The organism is Granulicella sp. dw_53 (genome assembly GCF_018449545.1).
Classification (GTDB): domain Bacteria; phylum Acidobacteriota; class Terriglobia; order Terriglobales; family Acidobacteriaceae; genus Edaphobacter.
Genome location: NZ_JAAVUR010000007.1, coordinates 1 through 23,736, shown reverse-complemented (window position 1 = coordinate 23,736; position 23,736 = coordinate 1). Strand labels below are relative to the sequence as shown.

Annotated in this window: 21 protein-coding genes and 2 tRNA genes; 8 read left to right on the top strand and 15 right to left on the bottom strand. The window is 58.2% G+C overall.

Going from position 1 to position 23,736, the window contains the following annotated elements; genetic code table 11:
• Nucleotides 1-148: 148 nt before the first annotated feature.
• From HB393_RS12190 to HB393_RS12175, 4 genes are all read right to left on the bottom strand, one after another.
• Nucleotides 149-1,255, bottom strand: coding sequence for a DNA-binding transcriptional regulator (locus HB393_RS12190; protein WP_213805462.1), 1,107 nt, complete (start codon nucleotides 1,253-1,255; stop codon nucleotides 149-151).
• A 738-nt stretch (nucleotides 1,256-1,993) separates the two neighbouring features.
• Nucleotides 1,994-2,083: transfer RNA gene (locus tag HB393_RS12185), tRNA-Ser, on the bottom strand.
• Nucleotides 2,084-2,183: 100 nt separating this feature from the next.
• Nucleotides 2,184-3,728: an outer membrane beta-barrel protein gene (locus HB393_RS12180; protein ID WP_255551026.1), complete on the bottom strand. Its 1,545-nt coding sequence runs from the start codon at nucleotides 3,726-3,728 to the stop codon at nucleotides 2,184-2,186.
• Nucleotides 3,729-3,904: 176 nt separating this feature from the next.
• Nucleotides 3,905-7,285 carry a carboxypeptidase-like regulatory domain-containing protein gene (locus HB393_RS12175; protein WP_255551025.1) on the bottom strand — a complete coding sequence of 1,127 codons (3,381 nt, stop codon included), beginning with the start codon at nucleotides 7,283-7,285 and terminating at the stop codon, nucleotides 3,905-3,907.
• A gap of 124 nt (nucleotides 7,286-7,409) precedes the next feature.
• On the opposite strand from HB393_RS12175, the gene HB393_RS12170 reads away from it, so the two are divergent.
• Nucleotides 7,410-8,930 (top strand): ATP-binding protein, encoded by a 1,521-nt coding sequence (locus HB393_RS12170; protein ID WP_345945190.1) that lies wholly within the window; start codon nucleotides 7,410-7,412, stop codon nucleotides 8,928-8,930.
• Nucleotides 8,927-9,622 (top strand): response regulator transcription factor, encoded by a 696-nt coding sequence (locus HB393_RS12165; protein ID WP_213805459.1) that lies wholly within the window; start codon nucleotides 8,927-8,929, stop codon nucleotides 9,620-9,622. The genes HB393_RS12170 and HB393_RS12165 overlap by 4 nt, the downstream gene beginning before the upstream one ends.
• Nucleotides 9,623-9,671: 49 nt before the next feature.
• On the opposite strand, the gene HB393_RS12160 is transcribed toward HB393_RS12165, so the two are convergent.
• Nucleotides 9,672-10,226: a TetR/AcrR family transcriptional regulator gene (locus HB393_RS12160; RefSeq protein WP_213805458.1), complete on the bottom strand. Its 555-nt coding sequence runs from the start codon at nucleotides 10,224-10,226 to the stop codon at nucleotides 9,672-9,674.
• Nucleotides 10,227-10,352: 126 nt separating this feature from the next.
• On the opposite strand from HB393_RS12160, the gene HB393_RS12155 reads away from it, so the two are divergent.
• Nucleotides 10,353-11,105 (top strand): SDR family oxidoreductase, encoded by a 753-nt coding sequence (locus HB393_RS12155; protein WP_213805457.1) that lies wholly within the window; start codon nucleotides 10,353-10,355, stop codon nucleotides 11,103-11,105.
• A 23-nt stretch (nucleotides 11,106-11,128) separates the two neighbouring features.
• Here HB393_RS12155 and HB393_RS12150 read toward each other — a convergent pair whose 3' ends face one another.
• Both HB393_RS12150 and HB393_RS12145 read right to left on the bottom strand, forming a co-directional pair.
• The gene (locus HB393_RS12150) at nucleotides 11,129-11,338 is read right to left on the bottom strand and encodes a hypothetical protein (RefSeq protein WP_213805456.1); all 210 of its coding nucleotides are present in this window, start codon (nucleotides 11,336-11,338) and stop codon (nucleotides 11,129-11,131) included.
• Nucleotides 11,335-11,694: a hypothetical protein gene (locus tag HB393_RS12145; protein WP_213805455.1), complete on the bottom strand. Its 360-nt coding sequence runs from the start codon at nucleotides 11,692-11,694 to the stop codon at nucleotides 11,335-11,337. Before HB393_RS12145 ends, HB393_RS12150 begins: the two co-directional genes overlap by 4 nt.
• Before the next feature lie 130 nt (nucleotides 11,695-11,824).
• Here HB393_RS12145 and HB393_RS12140 point away from each other — a divergent pair, with 130 nt between their 5' ends.
• The 4 genes from HB393_RS12140 (at nucleotide 11,825) to HB393_RS12125 (ending at nucleotide 16,072) form a co-directional block, all read left to right on the top strand.
• On the top strand, nucleotides 11,825-13,108 hold the full coding sequence (locus HB393_RS12140) for an ABC transporter permease (protein ID WP_213805454.1): 1,284 nt from the start codon (nucleotides 11,825-11,827) through the stop codon (nucleotides 13,106-13,108).
• Between the two features lie 42 nt (nucleotides 13,109-13,150).
• On the top strand, nucleotides 13,151-15,292 hold the full coding sequence (locus HB393_RS12135; RefSeq protein WP_213805453.1) for a prolyl oligopeptidase family serine peptidase: 2,142 nt from the start codon (nucleotides 13,151-13,153) through the stop codon (nucleotides 15,290-15,292).
• Between the two features lie 121 nt (nucleotides 15,293-15,413).
• Complete coding sequence (locus HB393_RS12130) at nucleotides 15,414-15,683, top strand: hypothetical protein (protein WP_213805452.1); 270 nt, start codon at nucleotides 15,414-15,416, stop codon at nucleotides 15,681-15,683.
• A gap of 5 nt (nucleotides 15,684-15,688) precedes the next feature.
• Nucleotides 15,689-16,072 (top strand): type II toxin-antitoxin system VapC family toxin, encoded by a 384-nt coding sequence (locus HB393_RS12125; protein WP_213805451.1) that lies wholly within the window; start codon nucleotides 15,689-15,691, stop codon nucleotides 16,070-16,072.
• Between the two features lie 109 nt (nucleotides 16,073-16,181).
• Here the strand turns inward: HB393_RS12125 and rplI are convergent, their stop codons facing one another.
• From rplI to HB393_RS25200, 8 genes are all read right to left on the bottom strand, one after another.
• Nucleotides 16,182-16,652, bottom strand: a complete 471-nt coding sequence (gene rplI, locus HB393_RS12120) for a 50S ribosomal protein L9 (RefSeq protein WP_213805450.1) — start codon at nucleotides 16,650-16,652, stop codon at nucleotides 16,182-16,184.
• Nucleotides 16,653-16,753: 101 nt separating this feature from the next.
• Nucleotides 16,754-17,110, bottom strand: coding sequence for a 30S ribosomal protein S18 (gene rpsR, locus HB393_RS12115; RefSeq protein ID WP_213805449.1), 357 nt, complete (start codon nucleotides 17,108-17,110; stop codon nucleotides 16,754-16,756).
• Nucleotides 17,111-17,281: 171 nt separating this feature from the next.
• Nucleotides 17,282-17,788, bottom strand: coding sequence for a 30S ribosomal protein S6 (rpsF, locus tag HB393_RS12110; protein WP_213805448.1), 507 nt, complete (start codon nucleotides 17,786-17,788; stop codon nucleotides 17,282-17,284).
• A 93-nt stretch (nucleotides 17,789-17,881) separates the two neighbouring features.
• Nucleotides 17,882-18,502, bottom strand: a complete 621-nt coding sequence (gene pth, locus HB393_RS12105; RefSeq protein ID WP_213805447.1) for an aminoacyl-tRNA hydrolase — start codon at nucleotides 18,500-18,502, stop codon at nucleotides 17,882-17,884.
• A 95-nt stretch (nucleotides 18,503-18,597) separates the two neighbouring features.
• Nucleotides 18,598-19,287 carry a 50S ribosomal protein L25 gene (locus tag HB393_RS12100; protein ID WP_213805446.1) on the bottom strand — a complete coding sequence of 230 codons (690 nt, stop codon included), beginning with the start codon at nucleotides 19,285-19,287 and terminating at the stop codon, nucleotides 18,598-18,600.
• Nucleotides 19,288-19,394: 107 nt separating this feature from the next.
• Nucleotides 19,395-20,372 (bottom strand): ribose-phosphate pyrophosphokinase, encoded by a 978-nt coding sequence (locus HB393_RS12095; RefSeq protein ID WP_345945189.1) that lies wholly within the window; start codon nucleotides 20,370-20,372, stop codon nucleotides 19,395-19,397.
• A gap of 521 nt (nucleotides 20,373-20,893) precedes the next feature.
• Nucleotides 20,894-20,967, bottom strand: a tRNA-Gln gene (locus tag HB393_RS12090).
• Between the two features lie 76 nt (nucleotides 20,968-21,043).
• Nucleotides 21,044-22,285, bottom strand: coding sequence for a 4-(cytidine 5'-diphospho)-2-C-methyl-D-erythritol kinase (locus HB393_RS25200; RefSeq protein WP_255551022.1), 1,242 nt, complete (start codon nucleotides 22,283-22,285; stop codon nucleotides 21,044-21,046).
• Nucleotides 22,286-22,547: 262 nt separating this feature from the next.
• Here HB393_RS25200 and HB393_RS12080 point away from each other — a divergent pair.
• On the top strand, nucleotides 22,548-23,736 hold a 1,189-nt coding region (locus HB393_RS12080), incomplete at its 3' end, for a hypothetical protein (RefSeq protein ID WP_213805445.1).

The following is a 23,736-nucleotide window of genomic DNA, read 5'->3' as shown; positions in this document are numbered from 1 at the left end:
TGGCAATTATGACTCTCATCGAAACCAGCCACTGGAATGAGAATAAGAATTTAGACGACGAGAATATGATTTTCAACGGATGCAGATTGGACAAACTTTTCGCGCAACGGATCCCCTGTCAAACGAGCACGAATAGATGGCGGTCGAATCAGGAACGTCGTTGAGGTCTGTTGGCGAGCCCGTGTTCCCGCCGAAATTGACCTGGCGTTGAGCCGGTGTGCTGCCGCATAAGGCCGCTCATATACTCCACATGGCGAAATCCGCAGCGCATCGAGACCTCCGCCAAAGTAAGGTCGGTCTCCGAAAGCAGTTGCTTCACACGGCTAAGACGCGTCGAAACGATAAGATCGTGAATAGAACTACCGAGAGCGTTGCGGAAATGTTCCTGCAAGGTGGTGCGTGAAACCCCCAACTGTCGAAGGACATCTTCAACGTTGATGCCTTTATCCGCATTCTTGCGAATGAAGCGGACCGCATTCGCTACCATCGGATCGGATATCGCAACCACATCGGTCGATTGACGCACCGAGACCTCAAGGGGAGGCATCGGCATCTCGAATCCACGCGGCACCTTCTCGCCCTTCATCATCCGATCCAGAAGAGCAGCCGCCTCGTAGCCCATGCGCCAGGCGTTCAACACGATACTTGAAAGCGGCGGATCCGATAAAGCGCAAGCCACATCGTCGGCACCTACTCCAAGTACCGCCGCTTGTTCAGGTACAGCAACTCCTGCCATCTGGCAGGCGGTCAACAACTGCAACGCCCGAAAGTCGGTACAAGCCATCATTCCAACGGGCTTTGGAAGAGAGGCCGCCCAGAGAGCAAGTTGATCCAACTCCACATTCCACGCACCTTCACGCAGGTCGGAGCCCCTGTTAACCTGACCGGCGTAGATCTCGCAGTCGTACCCCGCACTTCGTACAGTCTTAGCAAACGTCTCGCCCCTCCGATCCGACCATCGATGACCGGTATGTCCGAGAAACGCAAACTGCCGAAATCCCCGATCGATCAGGTGCTCTGCAGCCATCCGCCCGATGGCCGCATGGTCATTTGAGATCAGAGGCACCCCCATGTCGCCTGTCTGTTCATTCAGATCGACCACCGGAATATGCTTGGCTGCAACGATGTTCCGAATCTCAGGCGATGGAACCCTCGATATCATGCCGTGTCCGGTCCAGCTATTCAGCCATGAAGGCGGTAGTTCATTAACGGCTCGATCGGTAAAGAACATCGACCAGGGTCCATTTTCGCGCACGTATTGCGCGACTCCAGAAAGCAAAGTTCGCCCAAAGGACGTTGAGGTCTCGACAATCAACGCCACCCGTGGCTGATCACGATGAAAAGTTCTGTTTCGTCCGGACTTCGCAGCTAATTTCGTCGCCATCGTAACGATTACATACTCTCACAATGGTTTCAGAATAGCTCTTCAAACAGCTGCATAAGATTGCAGTCAAACAAGGAAAGAAATCGATAGCGGCGTCCCGGAAAAGACGCCTTAGTTCACTAGGTATATCTTCTGCTCCACAAATCCGATCGCTCTCAATACGTCGAGGGGAACATCCTTCTGAAAGACCAGCATGGAGCAGTTGCAATCGAAGTCCTCCGATAACGCCTCCTCGGACTCCTCGGCGCTGATCAGTTCAGCGCATAGTAGCTCACATATACAAAACGACTTAGTCCGGTAGACCTTCAACCAACTGCGGGTTGGTTTACCAGGAGCCAAGACATGAACTCTGTAGCCTTCTGTTGCAGGAACGATAAGTAGACGGGTATCCATGCCGGGCAGTATAGAACACGGCCATGAAAGCCTCGCATCGATTCGCCCTAAGTAGCCTCGAGCCGATTCAACCGGACATCTTATCGCTGAGACAAATATGAGGGATCCCTATGACCAACCAAAGGTTGGCAGCTCACCTCGGCGCAGGCCAAAATCTCTAACAGGTTCTGGGATTTGGGAAATATTGATTTGTTCCAGGGCAGGGCTTTCAATCAATGGCGGAGGGAGAGGGATTCGAACCCCCGTTACCCGCTAGGGTAAAGCGGTTTTCAAGACCGCCTGTTTCAACCACTCACACATCCCTCCGCGCCTGCGAACTCATGTGGTTCCACCATTGTACGATGCGGCGACACGAGTTCTAAAGCGCAGGCATTGAATAATTTACAAAATAGCCTCCTACAGACGGCTAAAACTTATAGATCAGATCCATCCCTGCAAAGAACTGATTCCTGGCCTTCCCGTTGTTGTACGCCCGTTGATCCCACGAGTGGTCGAAGCGAATCTCCGGCCGCAGAATCACTGTGCTGCCGAAGTACTTCGTCGCATACAAGGTGTTCTCCGTATACTTCGTCGCGATGCCCGTCCGTTGTCCTTTCTTATCATCCAGAAAGTCCGAACGAAAACCCACAGCAAACTTCGAGTTCACCTCTCGATTGATGTAGTTCACAATCGCATACTCCGGTGCCGTGCAGGTCTGAACTCCCGCCTTGCAAAAGGCTCCATTCGCACCCGTCTCTGTAGCGATCGGATTCGCAACATTGCCCGCCACGTTCGGAACCTCTCGCTCGTACATGTACCAGGCCTCGGTCGCCATGTGCCACTTCGAATTGAACTTGTGATACCAAGTCCCATCGTAGTGCTGCAGATTGTTATAGGCGTACTTACCGTCGTTGATGCCATTCGCGCACGCATAGAAGTTATCGTGGTTGCTCTTCGTCGAATAGCTCAGGCAAGCAATAAGTGAAGGCTTGCGATCATCCGACCACGGCGCCACATCATGCCCGGCGGATAGTCCTAATTGCACGATCCACTGCTTGCTGAGCTTCAGCGTTCCGATAACTCCCGTATCTGTAAATGGATCAATCGTATAAAGCAATGAGTGAGTCATATTGTAGTTATTCGGAGCGAGCTGCGCCTCAATTCCCGGCACGGAAAGAAAGCGTCCAACCCTAATATTCAGGCCTTCTTTCACCGGGAAATAGAAGTCTACATACTCCAGCACAGGATCGAACCCATAGCGGCGATTCTTCTGCAGCAGTTGCTGGCTAAAGTAGTCCTTCGCCGTCGTAAAGCGATAGTCATTCCCATAAAACGCAGTCAGATGATATCCAAAATCGAAGTGGCTCTTCTGCACCGTATCCGGGAGCCGCTCTAGATACACCACCGCCTGGTTCAGAACAACGCTATTAGGAAAGATGTCATAAGACACCGGAAAATTGTTCTTATCCGAGGTGCTTACATTGAAGCTAGGAGCGATCCAGCCATAGATCTTCGTCCGATGATTCTGCAGCTTCAGCGCGGTCATCAGCGGATAAACATTGCCATCCGGAGTACCGATCGCAGGCGATCCGCCATAGCCCCAGTCCGCATTAGGAAACGGAGGAGAATCTAATGGAGCTTCCAGGCTGCGGCGTACAGGGGTAGGGGCAGATGGCAAAGTTCCCTTCCAGTCCTGCCCATAAAAGCGGCCCAGTCTCTGAAAGAAGTTGCCACCCTGAAGATCAGGCGTAGGCTGCTCGGAAGGAGCGCCAGCTCCCTGTCTCTGTATTGGATCGACTGGCAGAGCAGAAGAACGAAACGTCGAAGTACCAAAAAGGTAGGGAGTATTTACAGTCGCGGAGATCTGCTCGGAAGGAATATCTTGCGACTGGCTGTAGGCCAGAGAACTCAATAGTAAGAAGATTGCGACAAAGGTAAGTGGATTAAGTAAGTTGTAATTGATTCGTTTCATAGATTCTCCGTAACGAACTGCAGTTCAATTCCAAACCGCAATGCGCCAATCGAGAGCCTATTCTCCGCCGTATAAGTAAGTAGTAAAGAACCTATAACGAGTTCGAAAAAGAGAGGGCGGAGCCGAAGCCCCGCCCGCTTAGATGTTGTTCAAGGAATACATGTAGCCTGCGAAGCCTAGAAATCTACCCGCAGTGCAGCTTGCCCCGTTCGATTCCCTGCATTTTCAGCAGTCTGCGGAGCGCTCAAAACACCGAACGTCGTAGGACTGTCGATCTGCGTGGGAGGCGGTGCAAAGTTCGTATGATTCAACACGTTCGAGAAGCTGGACTCGAATCGCACTCGAACCCGCTCATTCACGCGAAAGACCTTCGCCGTACCTAGGCTCACCGCAACCGTTCCCGGCCCTTGCAGGATACCGACCCCCGCATTGCCGAACCTCCCCGCCCCTTGCGGAGTCGGAGTAAACGCCGCCAGGTTGAAGAAATGATCTCGTGTCTGCCCTTTGGAAAAATTCTGCGAGACGACATCCGGCCGCAACGTAGCACCACGATTCGTGACGTTAGTGTTCGATTGGTCGTTCGCAATGGCGGGTCCACCGGGCGTATCGATATGGCTGCCGCCCGGGCTGATACTCGGAGTCAGCCAAGGTCCGGTCTCCAGCAGCGAGACAGTATTCAACTCCCATCCTCCCAACACCTGGCTCATCCATCCCGACGTCAGATAGTGCCTCCCCGGTCCGAACGGTAGCTGATAGGCCCCTGAGATCAATGCGCGATTGTGACGCGTCCCCGAGACATTGCCATAGTTCCGCGAAACATTGAAGCGGTCCGTAATTGGCACACCATAGTTCACCTCACCGGCAAAGACCGTCGGTGTATCTCCCTGGTTGTCCGCCAAATTCTTCGCCAGCGTATAAGCCGCGTCAAAGTAGAGCCCATGCGAAGGCGCATGCGTAACTTCAAGCTCGAGCGCACTATAGTTCTGCGTGCCCGCATTGAAGGTGCTGAATAACTCAAACCAGTTCGGATACGGCGCCCGCGGATCAACAAAAGGACTAGCCGCAGTCGTCTGGAACGGCGTCGTGCTCGCAGGAATCTGATTCAGATCCTCCGTAATATTCAGCCTGTAAGTATGCATTCCGACGTAACTCGCGCGGAACGTATCGTTCCTCGTAAGCTGCCGCTCAACCGTCAGATTCCACTGGTTCGACTGAGGATCGCGATAGTTTGGATCCACTCCCTGATCCAGGCTGCCACCTCCAATCTGCGTCGTCGTACTAGCCGGCGCAGTATTCGGAAACTGGATCAGTGGTTGCGTGCATCCTTGAGCGCCCGGAGTGCAGTTCGTATACGTATGCAGATTCGAAGTAGGGTTGCCGCTATTGTTGAACGACAACGGCCCCAGGTTGGTCATCGTGAATATACCGAAGCCCGCCCGCACCACTGTCTTCGTATCGCTGAACGGACGGTACGCCAGCGACACACGCGGCTGGAAATTACCTTTATAAGTCTTACGCAAAGACTGTGGAAGTTTATCCTGGCTGGCCGTCACATAGTTCGTGCATGGCAGCGAGTTATTCCCCAGATTGCAGGCATTGAAGGACTGCTGAAACGCCAGGTTCGAACCCTGCAGATTATTCTGCTGCAGATAGCCCGACAACGCATCCGGAACCACGATCGAGTTCGTCCGCTGATCGAAGTTCGCGAAGTTTCCTCCGTCACCCGTAAAGCCCGGCAACACCTGCCAGCGCAGCCCGTAGCTCAACGTCAGCCTGCGGCTAACCTGGTACTCATCCTGAGCAAACAAGCTGTACTGCCACGCGGTCCCGGCAACATCAGGGCTCGATACAGCAAAGAACAACGTCGTCGGAGTACCGTTCAAAAAGTCGCCAAACGTATTGCCCGTCACAGTAGGCCCAAACGTAAACTGACCGAAGTCATCCGACGGCAGGAACAGTTCAGTATCCTGGTACCTAACCCGACGCACATCAATTCCACCTTTGATCGTGTGCTTGCCCCACGAAAACGTAACATTGTCGGTGAGCTGTAGTGTCTTGGACTTTGTAACTCCCGTCTTGTCCCGCCCGATCGGCGTAAAGCCCGTACCACTGCTGAAGTTGAACGTGGGGAAGGCATGGGTGGTCGGGTGCTGACTAATATCCACCCCGGTCAATCCGAGCTGCGTAAGTGCATCCGCGCCTTCGATCGGGAAGTTCACATTGGTGATCACATTCGTGAAGCCGAAACGAAACTCATTCAACAGCCTCGGGGTAATGCTGTACGTATAAGAGACCAGAAAGCTGCGATTGTGAATGCTATCTTCATCGTTAGGCAGAAAGGGATTCGCCACATCCGACGTAATGTTCTTCCTGCTGAAACGCGCATATACCGATTGCTTGGCATTGACCGTTTGGTCGATGCGCACATCCGCACCATCCGTCGAGGCTGGCGTGCTCTGGAAGTTCTCATAGTTGATATTCGATTGCCCCGCCACGTTAGGCAGCGGATAGAACGCCAGCAGCGCCTTCGCCGTAGGATTGATCTGCGAAGCAGGAATAATCCCTCCACCCAATGCAGTCAGATCGCCATTGCGCTCCGCCACCGTCGGCACCAGAAACTGCTGTGCCACGGACGTGGTGCGCCGGTTCGCCTCATAAGTAGCAAAGAAGAAAGTATGGTCGTGGCCGTTATATAACTTCGGCAACACCACAGGACCACCCAGCGAACCGCCAAACGTGTTGAAGCGCTTCGGAGCCTTGCCGCTAAATCCATACGGCGAAGCATCCAGAGCATCGTTCTGCAGATACTCAAATACGCTCCCGTGAAACTGATTCCCTCCGCCCTTCGTAACAAACGTCACATCGCCAACCTGCGAAAACTCTGCGCTGTTGTTGAACGCCGTGACCTTGACCGCTGAGATTCCCTCCTGTGAAGGATAGGCATCCTGCAGCGCTCCATTCTGCCTCACGTTTGCAGTGGATATACCATCCACCGAGAAGTTCACCATCGAGGAGCTCGCGCCGCCTATAGAAAGATTGCCTTGGCTATCCTGCTGCACATTCGGCGAAAGCGTCAGCGCACCCAGCGGACTAGTCGTCGTCGCGCGATTATTCAGCGGCAACTGCGTGATCTGTATATTGCTCTTCTCATCGGCGATCACGCCATTCTCTGTGTTGATCCCTGTCGACTGCGCCACCACCTCGACCGTGGTGTTATCCGTCGCTACTTTAAGCGTCATCGGGAGACGCAGCTCCTGCCGAGCCGCAAGCAAAACCGACGGAACCAGTGCCTTGCCGAATCCATCCCGCTGCACCATGACACTGTAGCTGCCTGGCTTCAGATTCTCGACATCGAACTGCCCCGCATCGTCCGTCGTAACCGAGCGGTCTGTGCTCTCGGTGATCGAGTGCACGGTCACCGTGGCGCCTGGAATCGCGGCTCCACTCGAATCCTGTACAGTGCCTCGAACCGTTCCAAAGGTGGACTGCGCAAAGCAAGCATGCGCCAACAGGACAAAACAAAATCCATAGAGAAGATGTCCAACGAGCCGTTGCAACGACCCCTTGCTTCTCCTACAGGCATCTACTGGGAAAAACCCTCCAAAGGTGTTCATACTATCTCCATTCCGGGCTGGCCGGTAACTTCGATTTCACGATGAAACCCCTCAAGAAGGCCTAAAGATCGTAGTACTCCTGGCCTACGCATCATTACAGTTTCTTTATGTCGCGCCCTCTATCCTGACCTCAGAGCCAAGAGGGAACGCGATCTACTCCCGAACCAAATCCGTCCTCGGAACCGCCCTCGCCTGTGCGGCGATGATCGCCTTTGGCGCAACCGGCATCCATCACCCCCTCGGCCTCGCGACGACTATCCCCATCTACCTTCTCTGTGCGCTCGTCGTCGCATGGCGCCTCGGATTTGCCGCTGCCGTCATAGCCTCCCTCTGCGCAACCGTATGCCTGGACTTCTTCTGCACCGAGCCCATGTACGCTCTGCGCGTCACCTCCATGCAGGACATCACCGCGCTCTCCAGCTTCGCCTGCGTCTCGCTCCTCGCCAGCCACCTCTCCAATAAGGTCCAGCGCACCGGCCGCGCCCTCAAACAGCAAGAGCAGCAACAACGCCTGCTCTATCAACTCTCCTGCGACGCCCATCTCCTCGACTGGCGAGCCCCAATCGGCCTCCCACTCTGCATGCTCGTCGAACAGGCCTTCCACCTCAGTGGAGTCGGCATCTGGAACGCATCCACCGAAACCTTCTCCTTCAGCGGCAACGCAGGAGACACCCGGGAGACCCTGCGCGCCGCCTTCATGGCCCGAAGCAACTTCGATCTCGACCACAGACCCGACTCCGTCCGCATCCTCCACTTCGCCGCCCGCCCCATCGGCGCGATCGTTCTATGCGGTCACCAACTCGATCCCCTCGCCGTCAGCGCCATCGCCAACCTGGTAGCCTCCACATTGGAACGCGCCCGCGCCCTCAAAGCCGAAGTCCTCGCAGAGTCCGACAAGTTCTCCGAGCAGCTACGCTCTGCCGTACTCGACGGCCTGGCCCACGCCGCCAAGACACCTCTCACCACCATCGCCATCTCCAGCGCTGGCCTCATCGAGATCGGCGGCCTCACCCCCATCCAGCGCGAGCTCGTCGACCTCATCGACGGCCAAACCTCCCGCCTCTCCGCCCTCACCGACAAACTGCTCCGCACCAACCGCCTCGAACTCCACGAGCTAAAACTCCACCGCGCTCCCATCAACCTCACCGAACTTTTGAACACCACATCCAGCGAGATAGGCCCCGAACTCGATCCCACGCGCCTTCGCACCAACCTCACCCACCAAAGCCAACGCATCCAAGCCGACCCCGAGCTCCTCAGCATGGCATTCTTGCAGGTCCTCGAAAACGCACTGAAATACAGCCCATCCAGCACCGAGGTGCTGGTCTCCACCGCCTTCACTCCGGAGACCGTCACCGTCTCCATTCACAACCAAGGCTCATACATCCCAGCCGAAGAGCGCGAGCTGATCTTTCGTCGCTTCTACCGCAGCCGCGCCGTCGAACACCGCGCCTCCGGCACCGGCGTAGGACTCTCCGCCTCCCTGCGCGCCGTAGAAGCCCATGGCGGCCGTATCTGGGCCGAAAGCGATCCCGCAACCGGCACCACCTTCCACATCGCACTTCCCCTCACAGGAGATACTCCATGACTCAGACTCCAGGCTCAGTACTCATCATCGAGGACGACTCCGCCCTCCGTCACAGTCTGCGCAGCACCCTTCAAGCCGTCGGCCTCACCATCCAGGAGGCCTCTACCGGCGAGTACGGCATCGCCGAACTTCGCAACGGCCACTACGACGTCGTTCTCCTCGATCTCAACATGCCCGGTATGGGCGGCATGGCCGCCTGCAGAAAGATTCGCGAAGCCCACCCCTCGCTTCCCATCATCGTGCTCACCGTTCGCGACAGCGAAGAAGATAAGGTAGCCGCCTTGGACGCAGGCGCCGACGACTACGTCACCAAGCCCTTCCAGCTATCCGAGCTCGCCGCCCGCATCCGAGCCGCGCTTCGCAGAACCCGCGTCCTCAACGAGGATGCCGACCGCACCCTGCAGGTAGGAGAGATCACTCTCGACCCCGTCGGATATCGCGTCATGAAGCACTCGAAGGACATCCACCTCACCCCCAAGGAGTTCGGTCTCCTCCATCTACTCATGCAGAACGCTGGCAAGCCCCTCACCCACCATCGTCTCCTCTCCACCATCTGGGGAGCCGAGTACGGCGACGAACGCGAGTACCTGCGAACCTACATCAGCCAACTCCGCCGCAAGCTAGAAGCCGACCCCGCAACCCCCCGCTATCTCCTCACCGAAAACTACGTAGGCTACCGCTTCCAGCCATAGAAGGGCTGGAAGCGCTCACCGAACAACACCTCAATCAATAACAAAACCTCTACACAAACCCCTTCCGCACCTCTCGCAGAATCTCATCGGACAGTGCATCATCATTCACCGCCCGGGACAAAATCACCGCACCCACAACCGCAGAGAGCCGCCGAATCGAATCCGCGCGCGCCGTCCGCTTGGAGCGCCAGGGAAGATAGGTCGCCATCTTTTCGATCACGGCCTTCACCTGTGTCGTGAACGGGCCCTGAACCGCAGGCTCCCTGCAAATCTCAGCGGCTAGTGCCGCCATGCTGCAACCCTTGCCCGGATTGTCACGGTGATACGTACTGAGATACCGATCCAAATGAACGGCATCTATCTCAGGAGAGTTACCAACCTTCTCTAGGCCTTCGAGCGACACGCGCATAGCGTACTCGGTGCTCTCTGCCATCAGAGCCTCTTTGGAAGAGAAGTGATTGTAGAACGGCCCATGCGTCAATCCCGTTGCCTTCATAATCTCGCTCAGGCTGACACCCGAGAAGCCCCGCTCACGGAACAGCCGCGACGCCTCCTGCAAAATGCGTGTGTGTTTTTCAGCAGTCTCTGACGCTGGATATCGCATGATCTTCCTCCGTTCTCTCAGTCCTTGACATTATTCATGTTATAGATCATGCTTGGCATATGGCAAACATGATAGCAATCATGTTTGCTATGAAAGCTCATCTTCCAAAACTGTGAGGAGAGTCGCTTGAGCAAACTGGCAGGAAAAATAGCAGTCATCACCGGCGGCAACAGCGGCATCGGGCTTACAACAGCCGCATACTTCGTCGCCGAAGGGGCCTACGTCTACATCACCGGACGCCGGCAGAGAGAGCTCGATGCGGCGGTAGCGCTGATCGGAAAAAACGTAACAGCAGTACAGGGAGACGTAACCAACTTAGCCAACTTGGATCGTCTCTACGCGCAGATCTCCGCAGAGAAAGGGCGCATCGACATTCTCTTCGCCAACGCGGGCATCACCAATCAGCACGCAACTCTCGACAAGCTCACCGAGCAGAACTACGATCTGGCCTTCGACACCAACGTGCGCGGAGTCCTCTTCACCGTCCAGAAAGCCCTTCCCCTCATGGGTCCAGGGAGTTCGATCATATTGAATTCCTCGGTCGCCGCGGTCAAAGGCGTTTCCGGAATGACCGTGAACGCCGCGAGCAAAGCCGCGGTCCGCTCCTTCGCGCGCACATGGACAACCGAACTCTCCGATCGCGGAATCCGTGTCAACGTCGTCAGCGGCGGGTACATCGATACGCCAATCCTCAAGACCCACAACCTCACCGACGAGCAGATCGAGCAGGTAAACAAGAGGCTCGCTACCACCATGCCGATGCACCGCCTGGGCACCTCGGAAGAGATCGCCAAGGCCGTAGTCTTTCTAGCCTCCGACGACAGCAGCTACATGTCCGGCTCCGACATCGCCATCGACGGCGGCCTCGCCCAGGTCTAAAAAATCCGCCTCAAGCAAGCTGCCTAGACTCTTCCCCGCAACCACGCATACAAGACCACCACCAAAACCAAAACCGTAGCACCCATCACCGCAAGCAGAAACGTCTCCGCCTCCGGCTCGCTCTTCTCCGGCATCGCGGCATGTGACGGCGGCAGCCTCTTCCCAACGAACAGCAAGAAGAACCTCTTGCCCCTCCCCAACCGGCTCGCCTGCTGACCTCCACGCTCCCTCATTGGCTCTCCACCGAATCACGATCGCCACAACCGCACGTAGCCTCCGCCTTCTCGCCGGATCGAAGATGAAAGACCACAATCATCACCAGAACCCCAACCAGCACCACCACGGCTCCCACCGCAAGAGCAGCCAGAACCACCTCCGGCAACCCAAACCTGCCCGTAATTGAAGACCCGCCTCGCTGCGGAACCAGACAGCCCACAATCAGCGCCCCCACTAGCACCGGAAAGAGCAAAGCATAAAGCAGTCCCGCGACGAACGAGCTCCCGCCCTCCGGCGACGCCACCGCATCCCCCTCGATGCGGTCGCCCTGATCCGCACCCCAGGTCGCTATCTGCCTTCTCTTACTTCTCATACACTTAGCCTGCCACCCACGGAATAAAGAAGGCATAAAGACACCAAAAGCCTCCCCACCGCCCTTTAGGAGCCGCTGGCGGCAAAAATCGCACCATTCCGCGCGGAAAAGGCGTCTAATCTAACAAGTTATGGCTGTTACCGAACTCCAGAAAGACGCGAAAGCCACCTCCTTCGATCGCACCCTCGCCAGTGCTCGCTCCACCATGGTCTACAGCGAGGTCGTCAAGCTTGCCATCGACAGCTTCCGCGCCAGCAAGGTCCGCTTTCTTCTTACCATGCTCGGCATGGTCATCGGCTCCGCCTCCATCGTTCTCGTCGTCACCGTCGGTCTCACCGGCAAGCAGTTTGCCTTGGATCTGCTCTCCTCCATCGCACCGAACATGATCGAGATGCAGTTCTCCGGCGGCAGCGTCGCCGGGCCCGACAACACCACCAGCCCCGACTACATGACCCGCGAGGACATGACAGCCGTCCTGGAGCAGGTTCCCAGCATCACCGCCTCCTCGCCCATGCTCGAGACCCACGACAGCATCAGCATCCCCAACGGCGTCACCAAAGACACCATGCTGCTCGGCGTCTCCCCCGAATACAAAGACATTCGTAACCTAAAGGTCGTCGCCGGCCGCTTCTTCGATGACCAGGACGCCTCCTCCCACGCGAAGGTAGGAGTCATCGTGACTCCCTTCGCCAAGGTCATCTTCGGCACTCCCGCCGCCGCCATAGGCCACACCATCAGCGTCAAAGGCATTCCCTTCGAGATCATCGGCGTCGCCGAGATGCGCATCGATACCTTCGGTCAATCCGAGCTAAGCGACCAGACCATCCTTATCCCCTACTCCGTCGCACGCTACTTCACCGGCACCGACACCGTCAAAGAGATCTTCTTCTCCACCAAGGACGCCAAGGATGTCCTCCCCGCCTCCAAGAGGATTCTCGCTCTGATTAAGAGCCGCCACCACCCCACCTCCGTCTACAACGCCTTCATCATGTCCGGGATCTTGAGCGTCATGGCCCGCATCGCCGACATGCTTACCCTCGTCCTCATCCTCGCCGCCTTCATCACCCTCATCGTCTCCGGCGTCGGCATCATGAACTCCATGCTCGCCAACGTCCAGTCCCGCACCCGCGAGATCGGCATTCGCAAGGCCCTCGGCGCCACCACCCTCGAGATTCGCCTCCAGTTCCTCACCGAAGCCGTCTTCCTCTCCCTGAGCGGAGGCCTCGTTGGAACGATCCTTGGCCTCGCCATTCCCCTCTCCATCCGCATCTTTACCCCCTTTGCAATCCCAATCGATTATTGGTCCGCGGTCATCGCGCTCGGAACTGCCGTCGTTGTTGGAGTCGTCTTCGGCACCATCCCCGCAAACCGCGCCGCCCGTTTCGATCCCGTGCAGACCCTCAAATACGAGTAGCTCGCTCCCATGCAGCGGTTCTCACCCTATAGGAGACCCACCATGCGTCCTCTTCACCTGAGCACCGTCGTCCTATTCCTCTCCTCAAGCCTAGGAACCACAGGAGTTCTCATGTCCTCGCAGCAAACCTCCGCTCATGCCGCCCCCATCCCGGCAGATAAATATCAATGGCTCGAAGACGTCTCCGGCGAGCGCTCCATGGCTTGGGTCAGGTCCGAAAACGAGCGCTCCGCCAAGATCCTCGAAGCCGACCCCCGCTTCGCCTCCCTCGCCGCCAGCGCCCTCAAAGTCCTAGAATCCCCCGACCGTCTCCCCTCGCCCGACCTCCATGAGGGCCTCGTTTACAACTCCTGGCAGGACGCCCACCACGTCCGCGGCATCCTCCGCCGCACCACGCTCTCCGACTACCTCACGCCCACCCCCAAATGGCACACCGTCCTCGACTACGACGCCCTCGCCAAAGCCGACAACCAGAGCTGGGTCCAGCACGGACTCACCTGCCTCTATCCCTACGACCGCCTCTGCCTCGTCTCCCTCTCCGCCGGAGGCGAAGACGCCGACACACTCCGCGAGTTCGACCTCAAGACCGGCGCCTTCGTCCCCAACGGCTTCAACCTCCCCCGCTCCAAACAGAACGTCGACTGGCTCGACCAGGACACCCTCCTCGTAGCCCGTGACTGGGGCGCCGGCTCAATGACCAAGTCCGGCTACCCCTTCATCGTCAAGCTCCTCAAACGCGGCCAGCCCCTCGACTCCGCCAAGGAGATCTATCGCGGCACCGAGAACGACGTCAGCGTCCGTATCCAGACCCTCCACGACGCCCAGGGCCACACCGCCACCATCCTCAGCCGCGGCCTCGACTTCTTCAATAGCGAGCTCTCCCTCCTCACCCCCACCGGCCCCGTCCAACTGGCTCTCCCCGGCAAATCCGACATCGAGGGCCTCCTCCACGGTCACCTCATCGTCTCCCTGAATGAGGCCTGGACACCCGAAGGCCACACCACCACCTTCGCTCAGGGCGCCGTCGTCTCCCTCGACCTCGCCGCCGTAACCAAAGACCCTCAACACCTCAAGCCCACCACCATCTTCACCCCCACTCCCACCGAGTTCGTCCAGGAGGTCGGAGTCACCCGCAACCATCTCCTCCTCGTCACCCTCGAAAACGTCCAGGGCCGCGCCTACACCTACAGCCGCGCCGCCGACGGATCCTGGTCGCCTCACAAGCTCACAGTCCCCGACAACCAGACCGTCGGCATCGTCTCCACCGACACCGTCAACGACCAGTTCTTCCTCGGCGTCACCAGCTTCCTCACGCCCTCCTCGCTCCTTCTCGGCGACGCCGCCACCCAGTCCCTCAAAGAAGCCAAGTCCACCCCACCCCAGTTCGACGCCTCCAAAGACATCGTCGAACAGCTCTTCGCCACCTCCAAGGACGGCACCCGGGTTCCCTACTTCGTCGTCCACCGCAAGAACATCGTCTACGACGGCTCCAACCCCACCCTCATCTCCGCATACGGCGGCTTCCAGGTCTCCCGAACCCCAACCTACTCCGGCACCACCGGCAAGCTCTGGCTCGAGCGCGGCGGCGTCTACGTCCTCGCCAACATCCGCGGCGGCGGCGAGTTCGGCCCCGCCTGGCACGAGGCCGGCCTCAAGACCCACCGCCAGCGCATCTACGACGACTTCACCGCCGTCTCCCAGGACCTCATCACCCGTAAGATCACCTCGCCCCGCCGTCTCGGCATCGTCGGCGGCTCCAACGGCGGACTCCTCATGGGCGTCCAGATGACCCAGCACCCCGAGCTCTACAACGCCATCGTCATCCAAGTCCCCCTGCTGGACATGCTCCGCTTCGAACACATCGCCGCCGGTGCCTCCTGGGTCGGCGAATACGGCTCCGTCTCCAACCCCGACGAACGCACCTTCCTCGCCTCCATCTCCCCCTACCACCAGCTCAAACCTGACGCCCACTACCCCGAGCCCCTCATCTTCACCACCACCAAGGACGACCGCGTCGGCCCCGTCCACGCCCGAAAATTCGCCGCCCGCCTCGAAGAGCTCCACAAGCCCTTCTTCTACCAGGAAATCATCGAAGGTGGCCACGGCGCCGGAGCCGACCTCAAACAAACCGCAAACACCTTCGCCACCCAATTCACCTACCTAACCCGCAAACTAATGGACTAACCACAAATCCGGGTGCCCCATCCTTTTTGCAGCTTCATCGCAAATAGGGTGGGGTATCGGGCAAAGCCCGACCGTTTTCCGAGAGCGTTGATCTATGGCACACTAGGTATGGGACTTTTCTATGGGATCACAAAGAGCACATATCGTTTTACCTCAGGATCTGGTCGAAGAAATCGATCAAGCCGTCGGTCCTCGTGGCCGTAGCGCTTTTTTGGTAGAAACGGCGCGGGCCGAGCTGCGACGCCGCCGACTGCTCTCATTTTTGCAGGACGATCAGCCTGCTTGGAACGAACGGGACCATCCTGAACTAGTGGCCGGGACCAAGGCATGGGTAAAGAGCATTCGAGCTGAAAGCGAAGTACGCACCCCTCAAGCAACGTCGAAAAAATAGGCAAGATGATTCTTTTGTTGGATACTAACGTTCTGATCGACGCACTTCGCGCACGCCAAAATCGGCGTCCATTGCTAACAGAATTGATTTCAGGTGGCCATACCCTGGCGACGGCGACGATCAACATCGCAGAGGTCTATGCAGGTATGCGTCCAGCTGAAGAAACAAAAACCGAGGCCTTCCTGTCCAGCCTCGATTGTTATCCCATAACCGCAAAGATTGCGCGCCGGGCAGGCTCCCTCAAGAACGCATGGGCTCGGAAGGGTCAAACTCTCTCCTTGGCGGACATGATCGTGGCAGCGACAGCCCTCGAACATGAATTGACATTAATGACCGACAACCGTAAGGACTTTCCGCTCCCAGATCTAAAATTTCATCCGCTTCCCTGAGATTGAGTTGCAGCAAAACAACCTCATAGCTCGGCCGAAACAAAAACGCGCCACCCCACCCAAAAACCCCAGGCAGGGCAACGCGTCTTCATCCAACAAAAACCAAAAACTAAGCGGCCGGAGCAGCCTCCTCCGGCTGATCGCCCTTCACCGTCACCTTGACGTGGCTGGTGACCTCGCGATGCAGCTTCACCGGAACATGGTACTCGCCGATGGTCTTCAACGGCTCTTCCAGCGAGATCTTCCGCCGGTCGATCGTGAAGCCCTTCGCCTCGAGCTGCTGTGCGATATCGCCCGAAGTCACCGAGCCGAACAGATGCTCGTTCTCGCCGACCTTGCGCTCGAATACCAGCTCAACCTCGTTCAACTGCGTCGCCAGAGCCTCGGCGGCAGTCTTCTCCTTCGCCGTCTTGCGTACAGCGGAGGCCTTCATCTGCTCGATCACGGCCTTGTTCGCCGTAGTCGCTTCAATCGCCAGCTTACCTGGCAGCAGATAGTTGCGCCCGTAACCGTCGGCGACCTTCACGACATCGCCACGATGTCCAAGCTTGTTTACATCTTCTTTCAGGATGACTTCCATTGCAGTTTCTCCAGATTTCCGAATCGCGCCCTTCGCGGGCCGTTCTTACCAATCTCGTGGGCAAGAGTACGGCGCTGCTTCAGCGCCGTGCTCCGCCAAAGTTAGAAGCGTGCAGCGAACGCCAGCAGCGCGATATTGCGCGACTGCTTGATCGCCAGGCTCAGCCTGCGCTGGTGCCGTGTGCATACGCCCGACAGACGGCGAGGAACGATCTTGCCGCGCTCCGCCACAAAGCCCTGCAGCAGGCGAACGTCGCGGTACGAGATCGCGTCGATCTTCTCCGTGCAGAACTTGCAGACCTTCTTGCGTCGGAAGAACTTGCGGCCGCCAGGACCACCAGGGCCCGCGGGACGCGGAGGACGTGCGCCACCGCCGCCAGGACCGGCATACGCCGGACGGGGGGTGTGCGCGGGAGGAGCCTGCTGCTCAGAAGAAGTGCTATTCGTTTCATCAGCCATGTTCAATTTCCTTTCGAATGCGTTACGCCTTCCCCTGCTCCAGACACGCTCTGGTGTCTCTGAAACGACCGGCCAAACTTACAGCCAATCGGAAGCAGGTTGCGGCAATTCATCGTGCGTTACGCGATACGGATATCAACCCCGCCATCGCAATCTTTAGCAGGTCGAAAGTTAGACCGCTGCGGAGACAGTCTCGGCAGGCGCTTCCGTCGCAACCGGCTCAGAAGCTTCAGCGGCATCGGACGTCTCGGCAACCGGCGACTCAGCAGCAGCTTCGGCGACAGAAGCAGCAGCCGGTGCAGCTTGCTGCACAGGAGCGGCGCTCGGCTGTGCGCTACGCTTTACCTTCGAGTCGCGCAGAGCCTTCACCTTCGCCAGACGCTTCTCTTCTTCGTCCATGCGAACCGTGATGAACTTGATGACCGGCTCGGAGACGCGCAGACGGCGCTCGATCTCGGCGATCTGCGAGCCCGGCAGAGCGACATTTAGTAGCACGTAGAAGCCGTCATTGAACTTCCGCACGGTGTACGCGAGCCGGCGGCGGCCCATCTTCTCAACATTCTTCACCTCGCCACCACCGGTGACGACGTGCGCGGAGAAGCCTTCAATCAGCTTGTCGAGGTCTGCTTCTTCAACATCCGGGCGGACGATGAACATGATTTCGTAGGTACGATTCATTCGTTTACTTCTTTCTGCGAAGTTCTGCTTCGCACCGTCCTGACGTGTCTTATGTCAGTCCGGTTTGGAAAAATCCGTTGATAAAACTACCGCTCAAACTGCGTCATCTTTACTATCCCCGTCTTTTACAAGACGGTTGAACTCGTTCATCGCAGCGCCGACACCCTTCGTCAGCACCACCTCGACCGCACTTCGCGCCCGGTCGAGCACCTCATCCAGCACCGCAAGCTCCTGCTTGCGCATCGGCGACAGCAGATAATCCTTGCCACCCGCCTTCACTTCTCTTCCATCCGCCAGCGCCGGCTTCCCAACGCCAATGCGGACTCGAATCCACTCCTCTGTACCAAGCGTTCCCGAGATCGACTTCACCCCGTTATGCCCGCCCGCCGATCCACGCTCGCGTATCCGAATCGTGCCCAGCGGAATCGCCAGCTCGTCATACAGAACAATCATGTCCCGCGACGCATCGGCGATCTCAAACTCTTGAATCAGCGCGGCTACCGAAAGCCCGCTCAAATTCATAAACGTCTCCGGCTTCGCCAGCAGAACATCTTCTCCCGCCAGCCTCGCCCTCGCCGTCAATGCCCGGCCCCGTCGATTGGTAAGCACCACACCGCACTCCTCCGCGATCCGGTCCAACGCCAGAAACCCGGCGTTGTGTGGGGTGAACTGATATTCGATACCGGGGTTACCGAGCCCGACAATCAGCTTCACGCCGCTCTTTCCTTCCCAACCAACATCCTGCAAACCACTCCACAAACTGACGCAGCCTGCGGACATCCATCAGGACATCCGCAGGCCACGCAAAATTACTTCTTCTTGGCATCCTTGGCATCGGCCGCAGGTGCTGCAGCAGGTGCGTCCGTCTTGCCCTTCTTCGCGACCTCTGGTTCAACCGCGGCGGCAACCACCTCGGCAGGAGCCTCTTCCTTCACGGAAGTGACGTGCGCAACCGTCGCGCCCTCTTCGCCCAGGAACTTGATGCTGCCCGAGTGCGGCAGGTCCGAGACGTGGATCGCGCTGTTCAACTCCAAATTGGAAACATCGACATCAAGGTGGCTCGGAATGTCGTTCGGCAAGCACTCGATCTCGACCTCACGCAGCACATGCTCCAGGATTCCGCCCTGCGCCTTCACGCCCACCGGTACGCCAACCAGTTGGATCGGCACCGACACGCGCATCATCTTGTCCATCGCAATCCGCTTCAGGTCGATGTGCAGCAGATGGCCCTTGATCGGCTCGTTCTGCCAGTCCACGATCATCGCCTTCACCAGCGAAGCGCCTTCAACGTTCAAATCAAAAATCGTATTGTGCCCGGAGTCCGAGTGCAGAATCTTCGTGATCACCTTCGGGTCAACCGTCACGGCAACCGCGTCCTGCCCCGCGCCATACACCACAGCGGGAATCTTGCCAGCCACGCGAACGCGCCGTGCATGGTTCTTGTTGAACTTGCCCGTACGAGGTGTCGCTACTACTGCGTCAAAAGTCGTTGAAGCCATTATTCCATCTTCCTTTCGGGCACGGAGTCTATCCGCTCCCTTTGCGACATAAGCCGCTGTTGATCCTTCGCCTTGGCTCGCTAGTCCCTAATCCCTAGCCCCTGCCTTTAGTTGAACAGCGTACTTACGCTGGTCTCCATATGAATACTCTCGATCGCCCGGCCCAGCAGGCCCGCAATCGAGAGCACCTTGATCTTCTTCACCCGCTGCGCATCTTCACGCAACGGAATCGTATTCGTCACGACCACCTGCTCCAGCCGTGAACTTGCAATCCGCTCCACCGCGGGGCCCGACAGCACCGCATGCGAAGCGCACGCATAAACCTTTTCCGCGCCCTGCTCCAGCAGCGCCTCTGCCGTCTTTACCAACGTCCCGGCAGTATCGATAATGTCGTCGAGGATCAGGCACGTCCGGCCCTTCACATCCCCGATCACATTCATCACCTCGGTCACGTTGATATCGGTTCGCCGCTTATCAACGATGGCCAAAGGAACTTCCAATTTCTTGGCGAAGAATCTCGCCCGCTCCACGCCTCCCGCATCCGGTGAAACCACCGTAAGGTTCGGCAGGTTCAAATCCCGGAAGTACCCCACCAGCACCGGGCTGGCAAACAGATGGTCGACCGGAATATTGAAGAAGCCCTGAATCTGCGCCGCATGAAGATCGACCAGCAGCGCTCGGTTCGCGCCCGCGGTGGTCAACAAATCAGCGACCAGCTTCGATGTAATCGCCACACGCGGCCGGTCTTTTCGATCCTGCCTCGCATAGCCGTAGTACGGAATCACAACCGTGATCCTTCCAGCCGAGGCGCGCTTCAGCGCGTCCATCATGATCAGCAACTCAACAAGATGCTGATCCACCGGAAAGCACGTAGGCTGCACCAGAAAAACATCCGCTCCGCGAACATTCTCCAGCAACTGAAAGTGCACCTCGCCGTCGGAGAATCTCTGCAACCGGGTCTCGCCCAGCGGCACACCGACGAACTTGCAGATCTCTTCGCTCAACGCGGGATTGGCAGATCCGCAAAAGATCTTGAAACGTTTTGCCTCACTCAGCTTCCCCGGTCGTTTCCGCTCCGGGGTGATGAGAGAGGCTTTAGCTTGCACGCTAGGTAGGCTTGAGCCACCCGAAGCGCTGTTTGCTGGTGCAGACTGGGAGTCTGGTTCATTCTCCTCAGCCCGCCCCGAAATAGGGGAAAGAACCGCAGTCGTGTCTTGTTCACTCACGTTGAAACCCTCCAGGTTGGTTGACCTTGGTAGTTCCTGCTGCTTTTGTCTGCCGAAGCCTTGTTGCGGCTTCGTACTTCTCTACAATCCTTGAAACCTTCTCTACAAATCCTGTTTAGAACCTTGCAAAAAAATCTCGTTCGAATCTCAGAAAAATAAGACCACTGGTGCTTTCAATACGAAACCTGAACCTTGAATCAAATCGGAAACCGTTTGTCGCCAACTTCAACTTCAAAACTTCAAACTTCTTCTACCCCCGCGGCCGAATCCTGCTTTGTGCTTCCGCGGCCTGCGGCTCTCGAATCTCAATCTCTGGCGGCGATTGTGCCGCTCAGGAAACCCTAAATCTTTGCTGCATCGCCTGTATGGCGTCGACATTTTGGTTGGGCGACTAGGATTCGAACCTAGACAAAGTGCTTCAAAGGCACTTGACCTACCATTAGTCGATCGCCCAGTAACGTCATCTGTCATGCCGCGAAACGAAACAATCTACATCGCTTCCATCTCTTCGCAGCAACAACAAACTTCGCCTACCCTGCGAACATTCTCGCCCAGTACTCCGGCCGGGGCAAGGTCTCCGTCAGGAACGTCTTGACCCCAAACTCCAAACCGGCAGTCCGGACTCGTTGTTGAGCGGCCTCTGCATCCGAAATGGACCCGTACAGTCCAAACAGTGCCGAGCCCGACCCCGAGAGCGCCGCATACAACGCAGGAGCTCCCGTATCAACACCCATCAGTAAACGCTTGATCTCACGCAGGGAGGGATATTCAGAAAAGACGACCTCTTCAAAGTCGTTTTCAACCCCGGTGCGGACAAGCGAGAGAAGGGTATTCTCCGCGAGATCATTCTCCAGACCCGTCCGGTCCTGAATTACATCAGAACCAGAACCACCCTGTTTTTTCTCAGGACTATCGCTGGGAACGATACCGGAAGTGCCAGGCTCTCTTCGCCCGAACACGGACGCATAAGCGTGACTCAACTTTCTAAGCGTATCGGGAAGCGACGCGGAAGTCAAACCTACGCCAATCACCGACCCAGCCTCCTCCACCCCAGGCCCAACAGAAACCAGCCCCCCAGAACCCAGCCCTGACGCCTCCAACCCCGCTGCTCCCAAAACAACCGCCCCAACCTCAGCCTCCCCCACCTGCTCCCCAATCCCCACACCCAGGCTCACTAACCCCTGATCCCTAACCCCTAACCCCTGCCTCTTATCCCACTCCCGAAAAGCTGCCGGCGTCGAAACCCCCACCGCAGGAACCGCCACCAGGCAAACCGTCGCCGGCAGATCCGGCATAGCCTCCACCACCTCACCACGCCCCGTCCCCAGCACTGCCCCGCCCAGCAAAAACAGCGGCACATCCGACCCCACCTCCGCCGCCACCTCCAGACGCTCCGCCTCGCCCAACGCCACCCCTAACTCCTTCTCCAGTCCAATCAGCGCCGCCGCCGCATTCGCGCTCCCCGCCCCCATCCCCCCCTGCACCGGCAGATTCTTCTCCAGGTGAATCTCCACCTCCGCCGTCACCCCCAACCGCCCCAGCGCCTTCTCCACCATCTTCCAGGCGGTGTTCCGCTCAGTCGTCGGCACATACGGATGATTCGTCGTAATCACAATCCGCGTCTCCGCCGCCCGCCTCGCCTTCACCGTCACCACATCATGCAGCGCCAGCGTCTGGTACAGCGTCACCAGACCATGAAACCCATCCTCCCGCACCGGCCCAATCGCCAGCCCCAGGTTGATCTTCGAGTAAGAAAGCACACGCGTAGCCATAAGTAAGACAAGTGTAGCCGCACCCCCAACGAACCAGCACAACTCGGGTGCCCCATCCTTTTTGCAGTCTCATCGCAAATAGGGTGGGGTATCGGGCAAAGCCCGACCGCCCTCCTATCCTAGGAACCATAGCCGGGTGTCCCATCCTTCGCGCCTCTGTCTCTCGCGAAGGGTGGGAACCACAACCGCCCGCACCGGCAAGAAACCCCACCCATTTGATAACCTCCCACCAATCTGCTATCACGGTCCCTTCAGGAGACCCATGCGAAATACCGTCCTCCGCCTCACCGTCCTCGCCTCCCTCATCACCCTGACCACTGCCACCCAAGCAGCCCCCCCCCCCCGCCACGTCACCCTTAACACCCTCTCCCCCAACGCCCGCCAACTCTTCAACGACTCCATGCGCCTAGCCGACGCCTCCTTCGACCCCGCCACCCAACTCCTCCACCGCCCCGGAGACTCCCACGAAGGCGGACTCTACATGGTCCGCGAGTCGAGCTGGTACGCCCTCGGCCTCCTCCTCCGCGACCACGCAGACGACAGAAAGACCGCCGCCACCATCCTCGACGCCGTCCTCAAGCGGCAATACACCTCCCTCGCCCCCCAGGAAGACCCCACCTGGTACGGCACCTTCAAACGCTCCCCCGAAGAGCCCATCCCTGCCCACGGCACCCCCTGGTCCGAGTTCGACCCCAACTGGCGCGTCTTCATCGGCACCATCTTCCAGATCATCCTCATCGAGTACCCCGACCGCATCCCCGCACCCCTCGCCGACCGCCTCTACCAGTCCATCGACACCGCCCTCCTCGGCGAGCTCCACCACCACCGCCTCGCCCCCTCCTACTCCAACATCGCCCTCATGTACGGAGCCCTCTGGGACTTCGCCGCCCAACACAACCCCACCCAGCATCCCGACTGGCAATCCCGCTCCGCCCAATGGAACGAGTCCGTCTACCAGCTCTTCCAGCTCCACGACGCCTTCAACGAGTACAACTCCCCCACCTACTACGGAGTCGACCTCTACGGCCTCGCCCTCCTCCGCGACTACGCCTCCACCCCCCGCCTCCGCACCCTCGCCTCCCGCATGGAGTCCGCCCTCTGGACCGACATCGCCGACTTCTACTCCCCCACCCTCCGCAACATCTCCGGCCCCTACGACCGCTCCTACGGCATGGACATGGAGAGCTACGTCGCCGTCACCGGCGTCTGGATACGCACCCTCCTCCCTGCCGCGCAGGCTCCCCTCCCCAACCCCCTCACCCTCTCCACCGACCACGTCGCCGACCTCTGGTTCGCCCCCCAACTCGTCATCCTCGGCAACAACATCCCCACCGTCGCCCTCCACAAACTCCAACACCCCTCCGCCCCCCCCCCCCTCCCCCCCATCACCGACGACCCGCGCCCCGCAACCCCCCGGATCAGCCCCACCCCCCTCTCCGGCGGCGCACCCC